The 19,803-nt window shown below is 71.3% G+C and carries 21 protein-coding genes; 4 read left to right on the top strand and 17 right to left on the bottom strand.

Features of this window, described 5'->3' with window-relative positions; genetic code table 11:
* Window positions 1-6: 6 nt before the first annotated feature.
* Entirely contained in the window at window positions 7-774 is a 768-nt protein-coding gene (locus B7K25_RS10690; RefSeq protein WP_084106206.1) for a succinate dehydrogenase iron-sulfur subunit, read from the top strand.
* A 95-nt stretch (window positions 775-869) separates the two neighbouring features.
* Here the strand turns inward: B7K25_RS10690 and B7K25_RS10685 are convergent, their stop codons facing one another.
* The 7 genes from B7K25_RS10685 to sigE all read right to left on the bottom strand — a co-directional run bounded on the left by B7K25_RS10685 (window position 870) and on the right by sigE (window position 7,584).
* The gene (locus B7K25_RS10685) at window positions 870-1,562 is read right to left on the bottom strand and encodes a DUF4190 domain-containing protein (RefSeq protein WP_084106048.1); all 693 of its coding nucleotides are present in this window, start codon (window positions 1,560-1,562) and stop codon (window positions 870-872) included.
* A 163-nt stretch (window positions 1,563-1,725) separates the two neighbouring features.
* Window positions 1,726-3,186 (bottom strand): YihY/virulence factor BrkB family protein, encoded by a 1,461-nt coding sequence (locus tag B7K25_RS10680; protein ID WP_084106047.1) that lies wholly within the window; start codon window positions 3,184-3,186, stop codon window positions 1,726-1,728.
* A 4-nt stretch (window positions 3,187-3,190) separates the two neighbouring features.
* Window positions 3,191-4,213, bottom strand: a complete 1,023-nt coding sequence (trpS, locus tag B7K25_RS10675) for a tryptophan--tRNA ligase (protein ID WP_084106205.1) — start codon at window positions 4,211-4,213, stop codon at window positions 3,191-3,193.
* A gap of 140 nt (window positions 4,214-4,353) precedes the next feature.
* Window positions 4,354-4,713 carry a twin-arginine translocase TatA/TatE family subunit gene (locus tag B7K25_RS10670; RefSeq protein ID WP_084106046.1) on the bottom strand — a complete coding sequence of 120 codons (360 nt, stop codon included), beginning with the start codon at window positions 4,711-4,713 and terminating at the stop codon, window positions 4,354-4,356.
* Window positions 4,714-4,718: 5 nt separating this feature from the next.
* Window positions 4,719-6,122: a S1C family serine protease gene (locus B7K25_RS10665; protein ID WP_234988189.1), complete on the bottom strand. Its 1,404-nt coding sequence runs from the start codon at window positions 6,120-6,122 to the stop codon at window positions 4,719-4,721.
* Window positions 6,123-6,133: 11 nt separating this feature from the next.
* The gene (locus tag B7K25_RS13975) at window positions 6,134-6,985 is read right to left on the bottom strand and encodes an anti-sigma factor (RefSeq protein WP_144018977.1); all 852 of its coding nucleotides are present in this window, start codon (window positions 6,983-6,985) and stop codon (window positions 6,134-6,136) included.
* Window positions 6,982-7,584 carry an RNA polymerase sigma factor SigE gene (sigE, locus tag B7K25_RS10660; RefSeq protein ID WP_084106044.1) on the bottom strand — a complete coding sequence of 201 codons (603 nt, stop codon included), beginning with the start codon at window positions 7,582-7,584 and terminating at the stop codon, window positions 6,982-6,984. Before sigE ends, B7K25_RS13975 begins: the two co-directional genes overlap by 4 nt.
* 125 nt (window positions 7,585-7,709) lie before the next feature.
* Here sigE and B7K25_RS10655 point away from each other — a divergent pair, with 125 nt between their 5' ends.
* Window positions 7,710-8,342, top strand: a complete 633-nt coding sequence (locus tag B7K25_RS10655; RefSeq protein ID WP_084106043.1) for an O-methyltransferase — start codon at window positions 7,710-7,712, stop codon at window positions 8,340-8,342.
* A 73-nt stretch (window positions 8,343-8,415) separates the two neighbouring features.
* Here B7K25_RS10655 and B7K25_RS10650 read toward each other — a convergent pair whose 3' ends face one another.
* From B7K25_RS10650 to dapE, 3 genes are all read right to left on the bottom strand, one after another.
* On the bottom strand, window positions 8,416-8,583 hold the full coding sequence (locus B7K25_RS10650) for a DUF3117 domain-containing protein (RefSeq protein WP_083966629.1): 168 nt from the start codon (window positions 8,581-8,583) through the stop codon (window positions 8,416-8,418).
* 203 nt (window positions 8,584-8,786) lie between these two features.
* Window positions 8,787-9,560, bottom strand: a complete 774-nt coding sequence (locus B7K25_RS10645; protein ID WP_084106042.1) for a TIGR00730 family Rossman fold protein — start codon at window positions 9,558-9,560, stop codon at window positions 8,787-8,789.
* A 62-nt stretch (window positions 9,561-9,622) separates the two neighbouring features.
* Window positions 9,623-10,720, bottom strand: coding sequence for a succinyl-diaminopimelate desuccinylase (gene dapE, locus B7K25_RS10640; RefSeq protein WP_084106041.1), 1,098 nt, complete (start codon window positions 10,718-10,720; stop codon window positions 9,623-9,625).
* 95 nt (window positions 10,721-10,815) lie between these two features.
* Between dapE and dapD the strand changes: the two genes are divergently transcribed.
* Window positions 10,816-11,763, top strand: a complete 948-nt coding sequence (gene dapD, locus B7K25_RS10635) for a 2,3,4,5-tetrahydropyridine-2,6-dicarboxylate N-succinyltransferase (RefSeq protein WP_084106040.1) — start codon at window positions 10,816-10,818, stop codon at window positions 11,761-11,763.
* Between the two features lies 1 nt (window position 11,764).
* Window positions 11,765-12,613 (top strand): hypothetical protein, encoded by an 849-nt coding sequence (locus tag B7K25_RS10630; RefSeq protein WP_084106039.1) that lies wholly within the window; start codon window positions 11,765-11,767, stop codon window positions 12,611-12,613.
* A 182-nt stretch (window positions 12,614-12,795) separates the two neighbouring features.
* On the opposite strand, the gene B7K25_RS10625 is transcribed toward B7K25_RS10630, so the two are convergent.
* From B7K25_RS10625 to B7K25_RS10595, 7 genes are all read right to left on the bottom strand, one after another.
* Complete coding sequence (locus B7K25_RS10625) at window positions 12,796-13,281, bottom strand: hypothetical protein (protein ID WP_084106038.1); 486 nt, start codon at window positions 13,279-13,281, stop codon at window positions 12,796-12,798.
* Window positions 13,282-13,283: 2 nt separating this feature from the next.
* Window positions 13,284-14,573, bottom strand: a complete 1,290-nt coding sequence (locus B7K25_RS10620; protein ID WP_084106037.1) for a citrate synthase — start codon at window positions 14,571-14,573, stop codon at window positions 13,284-13,286.
* A gap of 57 nt (window positions 14,574-14,630) precedes the next feature.
* Entirely contained in the window at window positions 14,631-15,740 is a 1,110-nt protein-coding gene (gene dapC / locus B7K25_RS10615; RefSeq protein WP_084106036.1) for a succinyldiaminopimelate transaminase, read from the bottom strand.
* A 9-nt stretch (window positions 15,741-15,749) separates the two neighbouring features.
* Window positions 15,750-16,073 (bottom strand): ferredoxin, encoded by a 324-nt coding sequence (fdxA, locus tag B7K25_RS10610; RefSeq protein WP_084106035.1) that lies wholly within the window; start codon window positions 16,071-16,073, stop codon window positions 15,750-15,752.
* Window positions 16,074-16,153: 80 nt separating this feature from the next.
* Window positions 16,154-18,907, bottom strand: coding sequence for a VanW family protein (locus B7K25_RS10605; protein WP_084106034.1), 2,754 nt, complete (start codon window positions 18,905-18,907; stop codon window positions 16,154-16,156).
* Window positions 18,894-19,244: a hypothetical protein gene (locus tag B7K25_RS10600; protein WP_084106033.1), complete on the bottom strand. Its 351-nt coding sequence runs from the start codon at window positions 19,242-19,244 to the stop codon at window positions 18,894-18,896. The genes B7K25_RS10605 and B7K25_RS10600 overlap by 14 nt, the downstream gene beginning before the upstream one ends.
* Before the next feature lie 48 nt (window positions 19,245-19,292).
* Complete coding sequence (locus B7K25_RS10595; protein ID WP_144018976.1) at window positions 19,293-19,742, bottom strand: hypothetical protein; 450 nt, start codon at window positions 19,740-19,742, stop codon at window positions 19,293-19,295.
* Window positions 19,743-19,803 lie beyond the last annotated feature (61 nt).

Below are 19,803 nucleotides of genomic sequence, written 5' to 3'. Positions count from 1 at the left end.
ATGGCCATGACCGCGACTGCCGAGGCCCCCAGCGAGGTTGGCGTCATCCCCTCGATGACGGTGACCCTCAAGATCCTCCGCCACGACCCTGACGGCCTGGACGGGCGCGAGCCCGGGACCGAGTATTGGGAAGAGTTCCAGGTCGAGGCGCACGCGACCGACCGCGTCCTGGACGCGCTCCACAAGATCAAGTGGGAGCAGGACGGCTCGCTCGCGTTCCGCCGTTCGTGCGCGCACGGCGTGTGCGGCTCCGACGCGATGCGCATCAACGCGCGCAACCGCCTCGCCTGCAAGACGCTGCTCAAGGACCTCAACCCTGCGCGGCCCATCACCGTCGAGCCCATCAAGGGCCTACCGGTCGAGAAGGACCTCATCGTGGACATGGAGCCGTTCTTCGCCTCCTACCGCGAGATCATGCCGTTCCTCATGACGAGCGGCCCGGCGCCCGAGCGCGAGCGCCTGCAGTCGCCCGAGGACCGCGAGCGGTTCGACGACACCACCAAGTGCATCCTGTGCGCCGCGTGCACCACGAGCTGCCCGGTGTTCTGGACGGACGGCCAGTACTTCGGTCCTCAGGCCATCGTCGGCGCCCACCGGTTCATCTTCGACTCGCGCGACGAGGGCGAGTGGGACCGTCTCGAGATCCTCAACGACAAGGCCGGCGTGTGGAAGTGCCGCACGGCGTTCAACTGCACCGAGGCGTGCCCCCGCGGCATCGAGGTCACCAAGGCGATCTCCGAGGTCAAGCGCGCGCTCACCAGCGGCGAGGTCTGAGCACGGGGCCAGAGCACCCCGTCACACCTGACAGAACGCGAGGGCGGCACCCCACCCGGGGTGCCGCCCTCGCGGCGTCAGGGGCGCATCGGCGCCTAGAAGGTGCGACCCTCCTCGCACCAGAACTGGTCGGCGGGGAGGCCGCGGCCGCCGCAGCTCTCGCCGAAGGCCTCGTAGCCCGATCCGAACGGCGACTCGGCGTAGAGGTCGTCGCAGGCCGTGTCGTCGCCGGCCTCGCATGCGTCCCAGAGCCCGTCGAGGTACGCGTCCGAGCCGTAGGTCGCCTCCGAGTCCACGACCGTGTCGAGGTCGTCGAAGGCATCGATGGCGGCCGTGGCGCCCGCGATGGCCACTCCAGCGAAGATGCCCCACGCGGCGGTGCCGATGACGCCCAGCACCACGCCCGTCCACGCCATCCAGCCGCCCGAGCGCTCGCCGTTCGCAGTCCGGCGCAGACCGAACGCGCCCAGGATGACCGCGACGAATCCGAGGCCCAGCAGGCCCGTGACGAACGCCCCGATCGACACGCCGTCCGTGCCTCCCGACGCGCTGCCGGAGGTGCCGCCCGCGGGCGCCCCGTAGGCCGGGTACGTGGGCGTCGCGTAGGTCGTCTGCGCGGGTGAGGTCGAGGGCGCAGGCGCGGCGTAGTCGTAGCTGGCCGGCGTCGAGTAGCCGGCCGTGTCGCCCGCGCCGTACGAGTTCACCTGGTACTCGGGGGTCGTGGGGGTCTGCTCGGGGGTCCACCCGTTGTTCGACGGCGTGTTCTGGAACGGGTCCTGCGTGGTCACGGAGCGGGTCCTCTCTCAGCTGGCCGCGCGGCCCTCGCGCGATCCCGACCAGACAGTACCGGGCACCGCGCTCGCGCGGAAGACACGGGTGGCGGACGCCTCACCCCACGCACGCGGGCGTGCGTGCAGGCGTGATCTCCCTGGCAGTCGAAGGAGTGGGACGCTACCGGCGCAGCCACGACCGCAGGCGGTCGCCGATCCGCGCGAGGCCCGACTCTGGCTCGCCCAGGAGCGTTCCCCCGTCGGGCTCGAGGAGGGCCTGTCCCAGTTCCTCGAAGGGGGCCGCGAGGTACACGGCTGCCTCGCGGGCGTCGCTCGCCCGCGAGAAGCGCGCGAGCTCGTCGTCGTGCATCAGCAGCACGAACGGGTGCCGCGAGTCCTCGTCGTGGGACATCGTGACGTCGGGCAGCCACGCGTCCCGGGCGCTGTGCACCACGAGGCGCTGCTCGATCCCCTGGCGCTCGCGCGCGCGACCGGCCAGGCTGAACGCCGCGAAGCGCTCCGCAACCCTCAGCGAGCGCGTGCTCATCGCGCTCCACGGCGTGCCCACGGTGGGTGCGAGCGCGACGGAGACGAGGCCGTCGTCGTTGCGCTCGAGCTCGAGCGAGATGTCCTTCGGCCCGGTATCGAGGTTGACGACGCCGGCGCCCTGGTCCCTGATCGACACCTCGGCCTTGTCCCTGGCCCATGCGGCGAAGGGCTCGGACAGCTCGTCGGCCGACAGCGGCCCCTCCTTGCGGTAGGTCCCGAGGAAGGCCGCCGAGTACAGCATGATGCGCGCCGTGTAGTTGGTGAAGAGCAGCAGCGTCAGGATGCCCGCGAAGGGAGCGAGCACCGCGTTGCCCGACACCCCGGAGATGATCAGCGACATCACCTGGCGCAGGATCAGCATCGCGAAGGCCGCGACGGCGAGGGTGGTGAGCACGTAACGGCGAGGAAGTCTCACGCCGCCCAGGAAGACGAGCACGATCGCGGCGAACAGCATGTCGACCACGAACAGCACGGAGGCACCGGACAGCCGCACCGCCCACTCCTGGGGCGCGGTGTCGAACAGCAGCTCCGACACCTGGTTCGCGACGATCGACGTGGCCACCTGCAACCCCGCGCCGACGAGCACCATCAGGGCGATGCCGAGCAGGGCGGCGAAGTCGCGCAGCTTGCCCTGGAGCGGCGTGCGGTCGTCGACCTGGAGCATCGCCCACACACCCATGCGCATGCCGCTGATGTAACGAGCGGCGGTGTTGAAGAGCACGAGGAACGCGACGATGCCCACGATCCCCGTGACGGCCGTCGGGGCAAGCGCGCCTGGATCGACCAGGCCCGAGGTGCCGTCCGTGGAGACCAGGCCAGGCACCGCGTCGTTGATGAACTCGAAGATCGTCTCCGACAGCTCCTCGTCGCCGGCGATGAACCAGCTCGCGAGGGTCACCGCGATGAGCAGGCCGGCCGCGATCGAGGTCAACGAGAAGAACGCGATCCCGCCGGCGATGACGTTGCCGTTGCGCTCGGTGTAGCGCGCGAGCGTCCGCCCCGGGTGGCTCGCGTCGAAGCGCTCCTTGAGAGTCTTGGCCTGGGCTACCGCGGTCTTGCCGCGGTCGACCAGGGTCTCCTCGTCGCCTGCCACACACTCACCTCCGGAACGCCGACGGCACCAGCCCGACCCTGTCGTACAGCCGGGCGAGGGTGGCCTGGGCGATGGTGCGAGCCTTGGCCGCGCCCTCCTCTAACACCGAGTCCAACCGCGCTGGCGACTCGATCCATTCCATCGCGTTGTCGCGGATGGGGGTGAGGTAGTCGACCACGACGTCCGCGAGGTCGGTCTTGAGGTGGCCGTACATCTTGCCCTGGTAGAACTCGACGAGCTGCTCGACCGAGCGGCCGTCGATCGCCGAGTAGATGCTCAGCAGGCTCGACACGCCGGGCTTGGCGTCACGGTCGAAGCGGATCTCCGTCTCGGTGTCGGTGACAGCCGACTTGATCGCCTTGGCGACCTTCTTGGGGTCCTCGAGGATCTCGATCAGGCCCTTGCCGTTGGACGCCGACTTCGACATCTTCTTGGTGGGCTCCTGGAGGTCGTAGATCTTCGCGGTCTCCTTCACGATGTACGCCTCGGGCACCACGGCGGAGCCCTCACCCAAACGGGTGTTGAGGCGCTCCGCGAGGTCGCGGGACAGCTCGAGGTGCTGGCGCTGGTCCTCACCCACCGGCACGAGGTTCGTGTCGTACAGCAGGATGTCCGCCGCCATGAGGATCGGGTACGTGAACAGGCCGACGTTGGTGCCGGACTCGCCGACCTTCGCGGACTTGTCCTTGAACTGTGTCATCCGGCCGGCCTCGCCCATCCCGGTGAAGGTGCTCAGCAACCACGCGAGCTCAGCGTGCTCGGGGACGTGCGACTGCGCGAAGACCAGGGAGCGCTTGGGGTCGACGCCGGCGGCGAGGAACTGCGCGGCGGTGCGCCGGGTGCGGCGGTTGAGGTCCGCGGGGTCGGGTGCCACGGTGAGGGCGTGCAGGTCGACGACGCCGTAGATCGCGTCGTAGTCGTCCTGCAGCGCGACCCAGTTGACCAGCGCGCCCAGGTAGTTTCCAAGGTGCAGGGAGTCGGAGGTCGGCTGCATGGCCGAGAACACGCGGGGCTTCATGTCCCCCATCATTCCGTACTCGCGGGGACGACCCAACCCCGGCATCGTCCCGCCCTCAGGACGGAGGAGGTGGCCGACTCTCCGTCCTCAGGTGCGGGCATGGCGGAGGGCCGATGCGGTCGCCGGGCACGCGAGGGCCGTCACCTGGGTCAGGTCGCCTCACTGTCGAAGGGGGCCGGCCGCGCGGTCTCCGCTGCCGCTCCCGCCGCCGCGGCGCCGCCCGCCGCGGCGGCGGCGGCCGCGGGCTCGGCCGCCGCCGTCGGCGAGGGCTCGTAGAGCGCCTCGCGCACGATGCGACGAGGGTCGTACTGGCGCGGGTCGTACTGCTTCCAGTCGACGTCGTCGCCGATCTCGTTCTTGAGGCGGTCCTTGTTGAGGTTGACGAGGTCGCGCATCGACACGACCCACTCCCGCAGCTGACGGGCGTACTCCGGCATCCGCTCCGGCCCGATCACGATGATCGCGACCAGGATGAGGACCAGGAACTCCCAGCCGTTGATGCCGAACATGCTGCCTATTCTTGCGTGTCCTGCTGCGGGGTTCCAGTCTCGAAGTCCACCTCGGCGCTCGAGTCGAGGGTCACGACGACGTCCTGCTCCTCGCCGTCGCGCTCGATGGTGAGGGTGATGTCATCCCCCACCGCCTGGGCGCGGATCTGGACCACGAGCTCGTCGGCCTGGGTGATGGGTCGACCGTCGATCGCGGTGATGACGTCGCCGCCCTCGATGCCCGCGGCCTCGGCCGGGCCACCTGCCACGACACCCTGCTCGCCCTCGAGGACCAGGACGCCCTCGCCGGTGTAGCGGGAGTCGAGCTGCACGCCGATCACGGGGTAGGTCGCGGAGCCGGTCTCGATGAGCTGCTCGGCGGTGCGCTGCGCCTGGTTCGACGGGATGGCGAAGCCCAGGCCCACGGAGCCCGTGCTCGAGGACGAGACGCCGGGCAGGGCCGCGATGGCCGAGTTGACGCCGATCACCTCGCCGTTGGCGTTGAGCAGCGGGCCGCCGGAGTTGCCGGGGTTGATCGCCGCGTCGGTCTGGATCGCGTCGATGTAGGCCGGGCCCGAGCTGTCGCCGGCGGTCACCGGGCGGTGGATCGCGGAGACGATGCCGGTGGTCACGGTGCTCTGCAGGCCGAGCGGTGAGCCCACGGCGATGGTCTCGTCGCCGACGACGACCTCGTCGGAGTCGGCGAACGTCATCGGCGTGAGGCCCGTGGCGTCGATCTGCAGGACGGCCAGGTCGTAGTCGCCGGTGGCGCCCACGAGCTCGGCGGGGTACTCGGAGCCGTCGGACATGACGACCGTGATGGCGGAGGCGTCCTCCACGACGTGGTTGTTGGTGAGGATGTAGCCGTCCTCGCGGATCACGAAGCCGGATCCGGTCGCGGCGCCGATCGCGCCCTGCGACGCCTCGATCGACACGACCGACGGCATGACCGCGGCGGACACTGCCGCGACGGAGTCGGCAGGACGGTCCACGGGCTCGCCGCCCGCGACCTGGACGGAAGGGGTCGGCTCGAGGTACTCGTCGTAGAACCAGGCGCCACCGAGTCCGGCCCCGGCGCCGAGCACGAGCGCGGCCAGCATGATGAGGGCGACGGTCGACTTGCGCACCCGACCGACCGGACGCTCGGCCTGCACGGGAGGCTGGGGCGGCTCGTAGCCGCTGCCGTCGTGCTGAGGCTCGGCGGTGTACAGGACGCCGTCCGCACCGGGCGCGAAGGGGTTCGACGGCGCGCTGCCGGAGCCCGGCGCGGGTGCCTGCGGAGGCATCGCCGGCGAGGTGACCGCCGCGCCGTGCGGCAGCGGCTGCGTCGCGTTGAGATCGGTGTGCGCGCCAGCGGCGGGCGCATCGTCACGCTGCTGCGAGGGCGCGGTGGGGGCGGCGCCCGGAGGCGCGAAGGAATGGTCAGACACGGGGATGCTCCTTACGCATCGGGGGTCACGAGGTCGGCGATCTCGCCGAGTCCGTCCGTGACGCGGTCCACAAAGTTCGGTTCGCCATGCGCCGGGAACGCCTGGGCCACGGCCTCGAGCGTGCGTGCGGTGCAGGTGCATGTCACGGAGATCACCACATCTCCGGTCTGCCATACCAGCTGACGCGGCTGCTCGCCGATGACGTACGCCGCGGCGTGACCGAGGTCAACGCTCGCGTAGTACTCGGCGAACAGCGGCGACAACCGGCCGTGCTGCTCGGTGACGAGGATGGGCTCGAGCCGAGCCAGCATCGTCGCCACAAGAATGTTCTCCCCGCTCGGGGCCCGGAGCACCTCGGCCTCGACGGGTACCAGGTCGGTGGCCTCCCAGTCGGGGTGCACCCAGCTGCGGAGCTGGTCGCCGCTACGCATGCCCTGCGCGCCCACCTGCACCACCGCGGACGACGCTGCGATGGAGGCCTCGGGCTCGGCGAACTCGAGCGTCACCTCGGACGGCTCGCCCGCGACGTAGCCAGCGGAGACGACGACGGCGAGGAGGGCCACGACTGCCGCGACGGCGAGCATCGGCCGCCGGTCCGGCGGGCGGGCTGCGCGCGCCTGCTGCTTGGACTCGCCCTGGGCGATCTGAGCCATGCGCTCGCGGTCGAGCAGCTGCTGGGCGAAGCTGAGGTCGATGCCGGCCTCGGAGGTCTTGAGCGCCTCACGTGCGGCCCGCAGGTCGTCCCACCGCTGGCGGCACTCGGCGCAGTCCTCGAGGTGATGCATGGCCTGAGCCGCCTGCGCGGGGCTGAGACGGTTGTCGAGGAGGTCGTGGACCAACTCTCCGAGATGCTGCTCGCTCACACCCCACCTCGCACCGGCGCGCGGTGAGCCAAGGACTCACGGAGCTTCGCACGGGCGCGAGAAAGTCGGGAGCGGACGGTGCCCATCTTGATGCCGAGGGTGGCGGCGATCTCCTCGTACGACAGGCCCTCGATGTCGCTCAGCACGACCGCGGCCCGGTACTCGGGCTGGAGGTCGGCGAGCGCGGCGACGATGTCGTCGCCCAGGTGGGACATGTCGAAGGCGTCCTCGGGCTGACCCGACCGCTCGTGGCGGTCGAAGCTGTCGGAGGTCGCGACCGCGGCATCGTCGTCAGCCATGAAGTCGAACCGGATGCGCTTCTTGCGGCGCACGCGGTCGAGGAACAGGTTGGTGGTGATGCGGTGCAGCCAGCCCTCGAAGGTGCCAGGCTTGTACTGGGACAGCGAGTTGAACACGCGGATGAAGACATCCTGCGTGAGGTCCTCGGCGTCGTGCTGGTTACCGGTGAGGTGATAGGCGAGCCGGTAGACCCGGCCCGAGTGCTCCTCGACGATCCGCTCCCAAGTGAGCTCGGGGGGAAGGGTCTCGGACGTGAAGGCGGACGACTCCGTCGCGTGCTGAGCGCGCGTCTGCGTCATATGCTGTGCCTCCTCCACGGTTGTCCCAACGGTTACCTACACCTCTATGTTCCCATGGCGAACCTGAGGGCGCATCGGCCAGAAGGCCTATGTGACGGATACCATTCCTCCTGAAGGAGGACCCCATGAGCACCGATGCCGCCAACTGGGCGTACTGCGAGGACTTTCTGCCCGAGGACGAGGTGATCCTCGCGGCACGCGACGTCGCGGATCAACTGGGCTGCGTGCCCGTCCTTCCCGGGGCCGCGCGCGTCCTCGAGCTGGTCGCACGCATGGCGGGCGTGCGCTCCGCCGTCGAGATCGGCACCGGCGCGGGGATCTCGACCACCTACCTTCTGCGCGGCATGGGCGACGTGGGAGTGGTGACCACCATCGACGTCGAGGCCGAGCACCACAAGGCCGCGCGCGCGACGCTCGCCTCCGCGGGCTTCGCTCCCGAGCGCGCCCGCATGATCACCGGGCGCGCGCTCGAGGTGCTGCCCCGGCTCACCGACGCCGGCTACGACCTCGTGCTCATCGACGCGCGCAAGGCCGAGTACCCCGAGTACCTCGAGCAGGCGCTGCGGCTGCTGAAGGTCGGCGGCATCGTCGCGATCGACAACGCGCTGTGGCACAGCCGCGTCCCGGACCCGGCGCAGCGCGACGAGAACACCACGGCGGTGCGGACGACCCTCAAGGCCGTGCGCGAGTCCGAGGTTCTCAAGCCGATGCTCGTGACGAGCGGCGACGGCCTGCTGGTCGCAGTGAAGACCGCCTGACGCGCCGTCGACCGCGGTCGTGAGCTTCCTCGTCGAGGGGTGACCGGGCACGAGCCCGGCCTCGGAGCAGTTGCTACTGCAGCGCGCCTGCGAGGGCGTCGCGGAGCTCCGCGACCTCGTCGGCGTTGATCTCCACGACCAGTCGGCCGCCGCCCTCGAGCGGGACGCGCATCACATAGCCACGACCCTCCTTCACGACCTCCATGGGGCCGTCACCGGTACGGGGCTTCATCGCAGCCATATGTGGTTCTCCTCCGGGAATATCGCGCCGACCGCGGATGCCGCGGGGCCGGGACCATTCTACGCTGACGCGGCACCCTCTCCCAACACGCCCCCGGACGCCCCGCCTGCCCCGCCCGCGCTCGGCGCGGGCCGTGACGCGACCGCGGCCCGCCGCCTCCCCGACGCGTGGGCGCGAAGGTCGCGCGCGCATCGGCCCTCCGGCTACATCCCCTCGTCGGTGGGGCCGCTCGCGGGCTCGATGGGCCCGGTGCCCTCTCCCCTGGCGTACTCGCTGACGATGCGCACCGCCTCCTCGATGTCGTCGGTGACGTAGAAGAGGTCGAGGTCCGTCTCGGCGATCTTGCCATCGACCGCCATGGTGTCGCGCAGCCAGGTGACGAGACCGTCCCAGTAGGCGTGACCCACGAGGACGATCGGGAAGCGGGTGATGGTGCGCGTCTGCACGAGCGTGAGCGACTCGAACAGCTCGTCGAGCGTGCCGAACCCGCCGGGAAGGACGATGAAGCCCTGCGCATACTTCACGAACATCGTCTTGCGCGCGAAGAAGTACCGGAAGTTGATGCCGAGGTTGACGTGCTCGTTGACGCCCTGCTCGAAGGGCAGCTCGATGCCGAGGCCGACCGACACGCCGCCGGCCTCGCTCGCGCCCTTGTTCGCGGCCTCCATCACGCCCGGCCCGCCCCCGGTGATGACGGCGAAGCCCTCCTCGACCAGGCGACGGCCGGCGACGATGCCCTGCTCGTAGTCCTCCGCGCCGGGCTTCGAGCGCGCCGAACCGAAGACGGAGATGGCCGGCCCAAGCTCCGCGAGCGCGCCGAAGCCCTCGACGAACTCGCTCTGGATGCGGAGCACGCGCCAGGGGTCGCCGTGCAGCCAGTCGGGTTCGTCCTGGCCTCCGAGCAGCCGCCCCGAGGTCGAGGTCTGGGGGACGTTGAGCCCGCGCAGCAGCACCGGTCCCTTGCGATAGTCCGTCATGACGTGTCCTCCGATCGGTGGGTGGATCGTGCGTGACCTGCTGTGCCCATCGTGCCCCGTGGTCAGGCCGTCAGCCAGGCCCCCAAGCCGGCGCGGCACGCGCGGATCTGGTCGACAGGGCAGCGTTCCTCGTCCGCGTGCGCGAGCTCGGGATCGCCGGGGCCGTAGTTCACGGCCGGGATGCCGAGAGCCCCGAACCGCGACACGTCGGTCCAACCCTCCTTGGCGCGAGGAGCGCCGCCTCCCGACGCGGCGACCGCCGCGGCGAACGACTGGGCGAGCGGAGCGTCGAGTCCGGGGCGGCACGCAGCAGCGAGGTCGGTCCAGGCGATCGTGTGGTCCCCGAGGCCGGTTTCGGCGACGACGGCCTCGACGTGCGCCTGCGCCTGCTCGACGGACTTGTCGGGCGCGAAGCGGTAGTTGATGGTGACGGTCGCGGCGTCGGGGATGACGTTGCCCGCGATGCCGCCGCGCACGCCCACGGCGTTGAGGCCCTCGCGGTAGTCGAGCCCGTCGACGGTGACGGTCGCGGGCTCGTAGGCGCTGAGGGCGGCGAGCAGCGGGCCGATGCCGTGGATGGCGTTGACGCCCTTCCACGCGCGAGCGCTGTGCGCCGCCCGGCCGGCGACGGTGACGTCGACGCGCAGCGTGCCGTTGCACCCGCCCTCGATGGCGGCGGAGGTCGGCTCGCACAGCACCGCGAAGTCGGCGCGCAGGAGATCGGGGTGGCGACGACTGAGGCGACCGAGGCCGTTCTTGGCCTCCTCGACCTCCTCGTGGTCGTACAGCACCCACGTCACGTCGCGGGTCGGGGCCCGCAGCTCGGCGGCGAGCGAGAGCATGACGGCGACTCCGGCCTTCATGTCGACGCTGCCGCGACCCCACAGCGTGGCGCCGTCGTCGTCCCACCGGCTGGGGACGTTGTCCTTGATCGGCACGGTGTCGAGGTGCCCGGCGACGATCACCCGCTCGGCCGCGCCCGTCTCCGCGCGCGCGATGAGCGCGTCGCCGTCGCGCGTGACCCGCAGATGCGGGGCGTACGCGGCGAGCGCCGCGGCGACCGCATCGGCGATCGCGTGCTCGCCTCCCGACACGGAGGGGATGTCGATCAGCTGTGCCGCGAGCTGCTCGACGGGCGCGGTCAGGTCGAGGTCGGCCATGGCGCCAGCCTATCCAGCCGCGGCTCGGCCGAGGACGCCCCCGAGAGGCGACTCGCGCATCGGCCCTCCGTCCTTGCCCGACTACCCTGGTGCCCATGACGCGACCCGCATACGGATTCGGCCTGGCCACCATCGACCGCGAGGGCACCGTCCTCGACACCTGGTACCCCTCGCCCGCCCTGGGGGAGGCACCCGCCGGAGGCAGCGCGCCGCAGGCGCTCATCGACGCCGAGCGCACCGACGACCTCCGCGCCGTCGAGATCAGGGCCGTGCGCACAGTGATCGACCTCGACGCAGCTCCCGCCTCCGTCGAGGACGCGTACCTGCGCCTGCACCTGCTGTCCCACCGTCTGGTCCAGCCGCACGGCCTCAGCCTCGAGGGCGTGTTCGGCGCCCTCACCAACGTGGTGTGGACGTCGGCGGGCCCGTGCGCGATCGACGGCTTCGAGGACGTGCGCCTGCGCTTCCGCGCCGCCGGCCAGCAGCTCACGGTGTACGGCATCGACAAGTTCCCCCGACTCGTCGACTACGTCGTGCCTTCCGGCGTGCGCATCGCCGACGCCGACCGCGTGCGCCTGGGCGCGCACCTCGCGGAGGGCACGACGGTCATGCACGAGGGCTTCGTGAACTTCAACGCCGGCACCCTGGGCCACTCGATGGTGGAGGGCCGCATCTCCGCCGGAGTGGTCGTCGGCGACGGCTCCGACGTGGGCGGCGGCGCGTCGATCATGGGCACCCTGTCGGGCGGCGGCAAGCAGGTGATCTCGATCGGCGAGCGGTCGCTGCTCGGCGCGAACTCGGGACTCGGCATCCCGCTCGGCGACGACTGCGTCGTCGAGGCCGGGCTCTACGTCACCGCCGGCTCGAAGGTGGTGCTCGTGGGGCAGTCCACCGACGACGGGCAGCCGGTGGTGGTCAAGGCCGCCGAGCTCGCGGGGCGCGACGGCCTGCTCTTCCGCCGCAACTCGGTCTCCGGCGCGCTCGAGGTGGTCGCGCGCCAGGGCAAGGGCGTCGAGCTCAACGCCGCGCTCCACGCGAACTGACATGGCTCGCCGTCGCGGGGGCCGCACCGCGACAGCGCTGCTGCTCATCGGGGCTGTCGGGGTCGCGGCCGTGATCTGGGGCCCCGGGTTATGGGATCGCTATGGGGACGACGTCATCCCCTCCGGTCGCTGCACGGTGACCCTCGGGGAGCGGACCGACTCGAAGACCGCCGAGCAAGCGAACAACATCGGGATCATCGTCGCGGGCTCCATCCGCAACGGGCTGCCGGCTCGCGCCGCCACGATCGCCGTCGCGACCGCCATCCAGGAGTCGTCGCTGCGCAACATCGACTACGGCGACCGCGACTCCGTCGGGCTGTTCCAGCAGCGCCCGTCGCAGGGGTGGGGCACCGTCGAGGAGATCATGGATCCCTACTACTCGACGGATCGCTTCTACGAGGCCCTCGTGAAGGTCCCCGCGTGGCAGGAGCTCGAGGTCACCGTGGCCGCTCAGGCGGTGCAGCGATCCGCGTTCCCCGACGCGTACGCGGACCACGAGGAGGAGGGCCGCCTCTGGGCATCCGCCCTCACCGGAAACGGCGGCGACGTCACCTGCGACCTCGGCGAGGCGTCGATCACGACTGCGCGCGCGTTCAGCGACCGGCTCGAGGCCGACTTCGGCGCGGGCGTGTACGACATCATGGTCGGCGACGTCGATGCCGAGGCCACCGGCCTCACCGTCGACTCGGGCGACGCGACTCTCGACGCTGCCGTGCAGCGCTGGGCGGTGGCGGTCGCCGACGTGGAGGGCGTGACGGCCTCGGCGCTCGGCGAGGTCGCCTGGTCGCGGGACGCCGATGCGGTGTCAGCCGCGGGCGAGGTCCCGGCCGTCGAGCTGCGCACCGGCTGAGCGCTCGCTGGGCGCACCTCGGGAGCGCAGGCTCGTCGAGGAGGCTCGCACCGAGAGAGGCGCGCAGAGTGCGTTCAACCCGCGGGGGCGGGCACGAGCGGCGCGGGGGCGGGCACGAGCGCGGGCGGCGGTCCGCGCCGCCAGCGCGGTGGAAGCGCGTGTCAGGGGCGAGCGCCGGCCCGTCAGGACCAGCGCGCCTTGGCGTCGCGCATGGCCCTCACCCAGCCGTCGACGGCCGGCTTGGCGTAGGCCGCGCCCGACTGCACGTGCAGGGCGGCCACGTCGTGGCTCGAGCCGTCGGCGTGCGTGATGCGCACCGTCGCGAAGCGCACGCGCCCGTCGATGGTCGTGGGATCCATGCGTCGGACGTCCGACCACGGCGTGAGGTAGGTCAGCCGGAACGGGTTGGGCTCCCAGATCCCGCGCTCGTCGAGGCGCACCTTGAGCGTCGCGAGGCGCACCGCCGAGTAGGCGCCGAACAGCGCCACCGGGGCGAGCACCAACGTCCACCAGCGGCCCGGGGCCCCCAGCCACATGACGCCGAGGATCACCACGACCACCAGCGCCGAGAACGCGCCGTAGAGCACCGCCTGCCGCGTCGCGTCCTTGTGGCGCAGGACGACGGGTCCGGCGCCGCCCGAGCCGGGCAGGTCGGGCCCGCCCGTCACGCTCAGCGCTCGGCGAGCGGCGTGTAGTCGCGCTCGACCTCGCCCGTGTAGATCTGGCGCGGACGGCCGATCTTGGTGCGCGGGTCGGCCATCATCTCGCGGTAGTGCGCGATCCAGCCGGGCATGCGACCGAGGGCGAACAGCGGGGTGAACATCTGGCGCGGGAAGCCCATCGCCGAGTACAGCAGCCCGGTGTAGAAGTCGACGTTCGGGTACAGCTTGCGCTCGATGAAGTACTCGTCGGACAGCGCGATCTCCTCGAGGCGCTGCGCCATCTGGAAGGTCTCGTCGTTGCCACCGAGCTCGCTGAGCACCTTGTTGGCGACGTCCTTCACGACCGCGCCGCGCGGGTCGTAGGACTTGTAGACGCGGTGGCCGAAGCCCATGAGGCGGGCGCCCTCGGCCTTGTCCTTGACCTTCGCGACGAACTGCTCGACCGTGTCGCCCGACTCCTTGATGCCGTCGAACATCGACAGCGCCGCCTCGTTCGCGCCGCCGTGCAGCGGGCCGGACAGGGCGCCGATGCCCGCGGACACCGAGGCGTAGATGTTCGCCTGCGACGATCCCACGATGCGCACCGTCGACGTCGAGCAGTTCTGCTCGTGGTCGGCGTGCAGGATCAGCAGCAGGTCGAGCGCCTTGCGGATGGTCGGGTCGATGTCGAGCTCGCCGTCCGGGCCGGAGAACGCGATGCGCATGAACTCGTCGACGTAGTTGCCGTCCTTGCGGGGCTCGATGAGGTCGCCGCCGGTGACGCGACGCTGCAGGTAGGCGATGACCGTCGCGGTCTTCGCGAGCAGCTGCACGGTCGCGAGCTCGGTCTCGTGCTCGCCGCGTCCCACCGACTCGGGATAGAACGTCGACAGCGCGCTGGTCGCGCCGGACAGCACGGCCATGGGGTGCGCGTCGCGCGGGAACGCGCCGAGGAACGTCTTGATGCCCTCGTGGACGTGCATGTGGCGCGCCACGCGGTTGTTGAGCGCCGCGAGCAGGTCCTCGCTGGGCAGCTCACCGTGGATGAGCAGGTAGGCGACCTCGAGGAACGTCGAGTGCTCGGCGAGCTGCTCGATGGGGTATCCGCGGTAGCGCAGGATGCCGGCGTCGCCGTCGATGTAGGTGATCGCGCTCTCGCACGATGCGGTGTTCATGAACCCCGGGTCCACGGTCACGAGGCCCGTGTCCTTCAGGAGAGTCGAGACCGACACCCCGTCGTTGCCCACGGTGGAGCGCTCGAGCGGCAGCTCTCGCGTCGTCCCATCGACCGTGAGTCGGGCGTCGACCACTCTCGTCATCTTCAGAGTCCTCCCGTGCGCTGCGCAGCGCCATTGTGCGTTCGCTTGGCAGCGAGTTTACCTGTCTTTGGAAAGCCTCCGGGACGCCTCCTGCACGCGCTCGTCCGTCGCGGTCAGCGCGATCCGGACGTGCTGGTCCCCAGCGGTGCCGTAGAAGGATCCCGGCGCAGCAACGATGCCGCGGCTCGCGAGCCACTCTATGGTCTTCCAGCAGTCTTCGTCACGCGTCGCCCACAGATAGAGACCCGCTTCTGAGGCGGAGACGGAAAAACCCGCGTTCTTGACGGCCGTCAGCAGCGTCTCGCGGCGTGCGCGGTAGGTCTCGCGCTGGGCGGTGACGTGCTCGTCGTCTCCCAGGGCGACGGTCATCGCCGCCTGCACCGGAGCGGGCACGATCATGCCGGCGTGCTTGCGCGTCTCGACCAGTCCGGCGATGAGCGCGGGGTCACCCGCGGCGAACGCGGCACGGTAGCCGGCGAGCGAGCTCTGCTTCGACAGCGAGTACACCGCGAGCAGCCCCTCGTGCGATCCGCCGCACACCTCGGGGTCGAGGATCGACGGCACCGGAGCGTCCGTCCAGGACAGGGCCGCGTAGCACTCGTCGGAGGCGACCACGGCGCCGATGCGCCGCGCGGCCTCGACGACCTGCCGCAGCTCATCGCGGCTCAGGACGGCGCCGGTCGGGTTCGAGGGCGAGTTCACCCAGACCAGGCGGACGTCGTCGCGTCCCGCCCAGGCGGCGACGTCGTCCGTCGCGAGGGCCGATGCGCCCGCCAGGGTCGCGCCGACGGCGTACGTGGGGTACGCCGCTGCGGGGTGCACGACGGTGTCACCGTCGCCCAGGCCCAGGAGCGCGGGCAGGAACGCCACCAGCTCCTTCGAGCCCACGGTGGGGAGCACCGCATCGGCGCTCAGCCCGGTCACGGAGCGGGTGCGCTCGAACCACGCGACGACGGCCTCGCGCAGGGCGAGGGTGCCGTGGGTCGTGGGGTATCCGGGGGCGTTCGCCGCGTCCCGCAGGGCGTCCTGGATCAGCGCCGGCGTCGGGTCGACGGGAGTCCCGACCGACAGGTCGACGACCCCGTCCGGGTGCTCAATGGCGAGCGCGCGGTACGGCGCGAGCGAGTCCCACGGGAAGTCGGGCAGCGCGCCCGGCTGGAGTCCCATGCCCGCCGATCAGCCGTTGGGGTTCGGCGGAAGCGACTTGATGAGGTCGTGGTCGTGCTCGATGAGGCCCATCTTGGCGGCACCGCCGGGCGAGCCGATCTCCGAGAAGAACTCGACGTTCGCGTTGTAGTAGTCCGCCCACTTGTCGGGGACGTCGTCCTCGTAGTAGATCGCCTCGACGGGGCAGACAGGCTCGCAGGCACCGCAGTCGACGCACTCGTCGGGGTGGATGTACAGCGAGCGCTCGCCCTCGTAGATGCAGTCGACGGGACACTCGTCGATGCAGGCCTTGTCCTTGACGTCGACACAAGGCAGGGCGATGACGTAGGTCACTTCATCTCCGTTTCAGGCGAGGGTGCGAACCGGACCATCATAGCCCTGAGGGTGCGGGCGGATTCACCCGTCCGCACCGCTCAGGAGTCGTCGTCCTCGCTGACGCACTTGATGGCGTCGTCGGGCTGGTAGGTCCAGGTGTCGACGTTGCGGTCGACCTCGTCGCCGTCGAGCGTCACGACGCGGGTGTTCGTGATGGTGAAGCCCGGCTGACCGGGGCCCTTGGCCTCGCAGTTGGCCGCGCGGACCTCCTTGGTGCCCGGCTGCGTCACGTTGGACTTGGGGCTCGCGGATGTCTGCACCTCGAAGTGCGGCGTCGACCAGATGTCCACGTGCAGGCGGCCGCCCGAGACGTAGCTGTTGATGGCGGCGGCGTACGGGGTGTTGTTGACGAAGCGGACGTTGATGGTCGAGCCCCACAGCGTCGACTCGCGGCCCGCCGGATAGCGCGTGAACCACACCGAGTGCGGGCGGTGCTGGAGCAGCTCGTAGCCCGCGAAGTATGCCGCGTTGTAGCTCGTCGTCGCCATCTGCGATAGGCCGCCGCCCAGCCCAGAGGTGAGGACGCCGTCCACGATCACGTGGGCGTCGCCGTACCCCTCCTCCGCGGTGATCGGCGACAGGATCTCGTGCAGGTTGAACTCGTCGCCAGGCATGAGCATGGTGCCCTCGACGTCGGCCGCCGCGGTGCGCAGGTTCTGGGTGCGGACGGGCTCCGCCGTGAGCGGGGTGTCGAACGAGGCGACGACCTCTCGGAGGTCCGGGATGCCGAGGTCCTCAGGCGAGACCTCGGCGTCAGCAGACGTGTACGGGAGCTCGCCCGTCCGGTCCGCGCTGCCCGCGGCGGAGGTGATGACCCCCGCGAGCGCCTCGCCGTCGATGGTGATGCCGGGGCGGCCCTCGTCGATGACGATCTCGTGGTCGTCGTCGAACGTGACCGACGCGTTCTCCCCCTGCGTCGCGAGGTCCGGGTCGTCGGCGACCATCTGCGCGGCGAGGCCGACGCCGTCGATCTGGAGCTCGAGGCCAGAGTCGCCCGCGACCACCGAGGAGAACTCCGCGACGGTCGCCGCGTCCACGCTCGTCTCGACGTCGTCGCCGACGAGAGTCACGGGTCCGGCGAGCAGCTCCTGGTCGAGCGCGGCGGCGAAGCCCTCGGCGGCCTCGTCGGTGATGGCGGGGTCCTCGACGGTCGCGATGAGCTCGACGGTCTGCGAGCCCGGCCAGGCGGCCGCGATGAGCTGCGCCGAGGCGGGCTGATCCACCTCGATCGCCGGGCGACCGGGCACCACCTCGATGCTCTCTCCCGCGATCGCGACGCCTGCGTCCACCGCGGGGCCGTCGATCGCGAGCGCGGCCTCGGCGACGGTCGCGTCGAGGGCGTCGTCGTCGACGGTGATCACGGGGTCGAGGTGACCTCCACCGACGATGTGCATCCACAGGCGCTGTGGCGCGAGCGTGAAGCCCGTGACCTCGTCGACGGTCGCCTCGGCGTCCACCGCCAGCCCAGCTGCCGTCGCCGTCGTCGTGTACGACTGACCCGTGGTCTCGAGCACCAGGTCCTCGGCAGCAGCCGCCTCGACGTGGTCGTCGAGCGCCCCCGTCGCCTCCGAGGTGCTCATGCCGCCGATCGAGACGCCCAGCGCCTCGGTCGCGCGCGGCACGGTCCCGGAGAGCAGCGCCTGCGCGCCCACGTACAGCACGCCGATCGCGACGATGATGAGCGGCACGATGGCCCACCGCCCGCGACGGCGCGCAGGGGCCTCGGTCCCGTCGTCGCCGGACGACGAGGGCGCCGATGCGCTCGCTGGCTCAGCGGCCGCGCCTGCGGCCGGGGCGGCGGCCCACGGCGGCGTGGTCGCGGTCTCGCTGCTCGCCTCCGGAGCGCTCGCAGCAGTGGTAGACGCGGGCGCAGGCTCGGCGACGGCGTCGGTCGCTGGAGCGCTCTCCTCGATCGCCGGCGCGCTCGACTCGGATGCGGCGGTCTCGGCGTCGCCCGAGGAGGCGGCTTGCGCCGATGCTGCGGCGCCAGCCGCCGCAGCTCCCCCGAGCAGGCTGGCGCGCGCGACGGACGGGGACTCGTCCTTCGGCTCCTCGTCGACGACGGGTGCGAGCACGGCGGTCTCCGTGACGTCGGCGTCGTCCGGTGCCGGGGAGCCGACCTCGTGCGTCTTGGCCGCGGCAGGCTCGTCTATGACGGCAGCCTCATCGACCGCCGGGAGCACCGCCGTCTCCTGCGCGTCGCTCGACTCGGGGCCACTCAGCTCGGCGTCATCCGGCTCCGTGGCCTCCGGCTCGGCATCGCTCGGCTCGGGGCCATTCAGCTCGGCGTCATCCGGCTCGGTGCCCTCCGCGTCGGCTTCCGTGCCGGCGGGCTCCTCCTTGTCCGGGTCGACGTAGTCGGGGTCGCCCGGGCGCGGAGCCGGGTCGAAGACCGGCGTGTACGGCGCCGCCTCGTCCTGCGCCCACGCGGGAGTCTCGTCGGCCGCTTCAGGCGCATCATCGGCGGGCGTCGCGTCCTCCGCGGTGAAGCCCTCGGCTGCGAGCCATGCGGGCGCGCGCAGCTCGGACGTCGGCACCCGCTCCTCGATCGCGTCGGCGGGCGGCTCGTTGCTCTCGGGCGCGTCGGCGGTCTCGGGCACGACTGCGGCGGCCTCGAGGCGCTGTGAGTTCAGCGCCGCGGCGTCCGGCGCATCGGCACCGTCGGGGGCGGCGAGATGCGCGCCCTTGCCGCGCTCGGCGCGCTTGCGCAGCGACCGGTGCGCCGCCGAGTTGCGCCTCTTGGCGAGCTGACGCTCGGCCTCGCGCCGCGCCGCATCCTTACCGCGTGCCATGTGCCCCCACCAAGACTCGGGTCGGCACCAGGGCCGACGCCACGATCATCACGGTCGCGCCCGCGAGCCAGGCGACACCCACCGCGTCCTGCACGATGAGCACCGATCCGCCGGGACCGTTGAGCGACCACACGAAGGTCGCGACCAGCCACGCGCCGGCGAACACGCCGAGCCCCGTGAAGCCCAGCCACGCGCGGGAGAACACCGCGGCGAGGCCGACCATCAGGATGCTCGCGACGAGTCCCCACGGGACGTAGCCGCGGTGCGCGACGGCACCCACGCTCGCCGTGATGATGCCGCCCGCGATGAGCACGAGGTAGGCGAGTGCGTCCTTCATGCGTCCCAGGATAGGTCCTGGTGATGACACGCTCGGCGACGCGCCGGTCTATGCACAGCCACCGAAGTCGTTCGTGACGTACACCTGGGTCGATGGCACCGTGATCGGCGTCCCGTCCGCGAATGTCGACTCCTGGGGGAGCCAGTACACGTGCAGCAGGTCGCCGTCGCGGCACAGCGCCCAGTCGCGCATCGCGGGCCCCTCATAGATCCCCTCGGCGATTCCTCCCTCGCCCGCGGTGAAGAGCTCCCAGCCGTCGTCGTAGGCGGCGTTGAGCACCTCGTTGGCGACGGAGTTGTCGCGGAAGGCGACGCCGTGCACCTCTCCGGACCCGGTGCCGGGGTCTCTCGCGTACCACGCGAGAGCGTCCGCCTCCGGAAGCGAGACGGTCGATGGCCACGCCGCCGCCGCGTCCTCCCCAGACGAGCTCGTGGCGCTCGACGAGCAGCCCGCGAGCACGAGCGCCACCGCGACCGCCCCCACCGTGACCACGTTCATGACGGCACCGTAGCCACTGCGGCCGGGCACGCGCATCGGCCGCCCGGAGGAGGTCCGAGAC

Source organism: Demequina sp. NBRC 110056, from assembly GCF_002090155.1.
Taxonomy (GTDB): Bacteria; Actinomycetota; Actinomycetes; order Actinomycetales; family Demequinaceae; genus Demequina.
This window is presented reverse-complemented; position numbering and strand designations above follow the sequence as displayed.

What these genes read in the sequence shown, in the direction of transcription:
- B7K25_RS10690 (WP_084106206.1), top strand. Translation starts at nt 7, where the DNA reads ATGACCGCGACTGCCGAGGCCCCCAGCGAGGTTGGCGTCATCCCCTCG.
- trpS (WP_084106205.1), bottom strand. Translation starts at nt 4,213, where the DNA reads ATGGGGGACATGAAGCCCCGCGTGTTCTCGGCCATGCAGCCGACCTCC.
- B7K25_RS10670 (WP_084106046.1), bottom strand. Translation starts at nt 4,713, where the DNA reads ATGTTCGGCATCAACGGCTGGGAGTTCCTGGTCCTCATCCTGGTCGCG.
- sigE (WP_084106044.1), bottom strand. Translation starts at nt 7,584, where the DNA reads ATGACGCAGACGCGCGCTCAGCACGCGACGGAGTCGTCCGCCTTCACG.
- B7K25_RS10655 (WP_084106043.1), top strand. Translation starts at nt 7,710, where the DNA reads ATGAGCACCGATGCCGCCAACTGGGCGTACTGCGAGGACTTTCTGCCC.
- B7K25_RS10650 (WP_083966629.1), bottom strand. Translation starts at nt 8,583, where the DNA reads ATGGCTGCGATGAAGCCCCGTACCGGTGACGGCCCCATGGAGGTCGTG.
- B7K25_RS10645 (WP_084106042.1), bottom strand. Translation starts at nt 9,560, where the DNA reads ATGACGGACTATCGCAAGGGACCGGTGCTGCTGCGCGGGCTCAACGTC.
- dapE (WP_084106041.1), bottom strand. Translation starts at nt 10,720, where the DNA reads ATGGCCGACCTCGACCTGACCGCGCCCGTCGAGCAGCTCGCGGCACAG.
- dapD (WP_084106040.1), top strand. Translation starts at nt 10,816, where the DNA reads ATGACGCGACCCGCATACGGATTCGGCCTGGCCACCATCGACCGCGAG.
- B7K25_RS10630 (WP_084106039.1), top strand. Translation starts at nt 11,765, where the DNA reads ATGGCTCGCCGTCGCGGGGGCCGCACCGCGACAGCGCTGCTGCTCATC.
- B7K25_RS10620 (WP_084106037.1), bottom strand. Translation starts at nt 14,573, where the DNA reads ATGACGAGAGTGGTCGACGCCCGACTCACGGTCGATGGGACGACGCGA.
- dapC (WP_084106036.1), bottom strand. Translation starts at nt 15,740, where the DNA reads ATGGGACTCCAGCCGGGCGCGCTGCCCGACTTCCCGTGGGACTCGCTC.
- B7K25_RS10605 (WP_084106034.1), bottom strand. Translation starts at nt 18,907, where the DNA reads ATGGCACGCGGTAAGGATGCGGCGCGGCGCGAGGCCGAGCGTCAGCTC.
- B7K25_RS10600 (WP_084106033.1), bottom strand. Translation starts at nt 19,244, where the DNA reads ATGAAGGACGCACTCGCCTACCTCGTGCTCATCGCGGGCGGCATCATC.
- B7K25_RS10595 (WP_144018976.1), bottom strand. Translation starts at nt 19,742, where the DNA reads ATGAACGTGGTCACGGTGGGGGCGGTCGCGGTGGCGCTCGTGCTCGCG.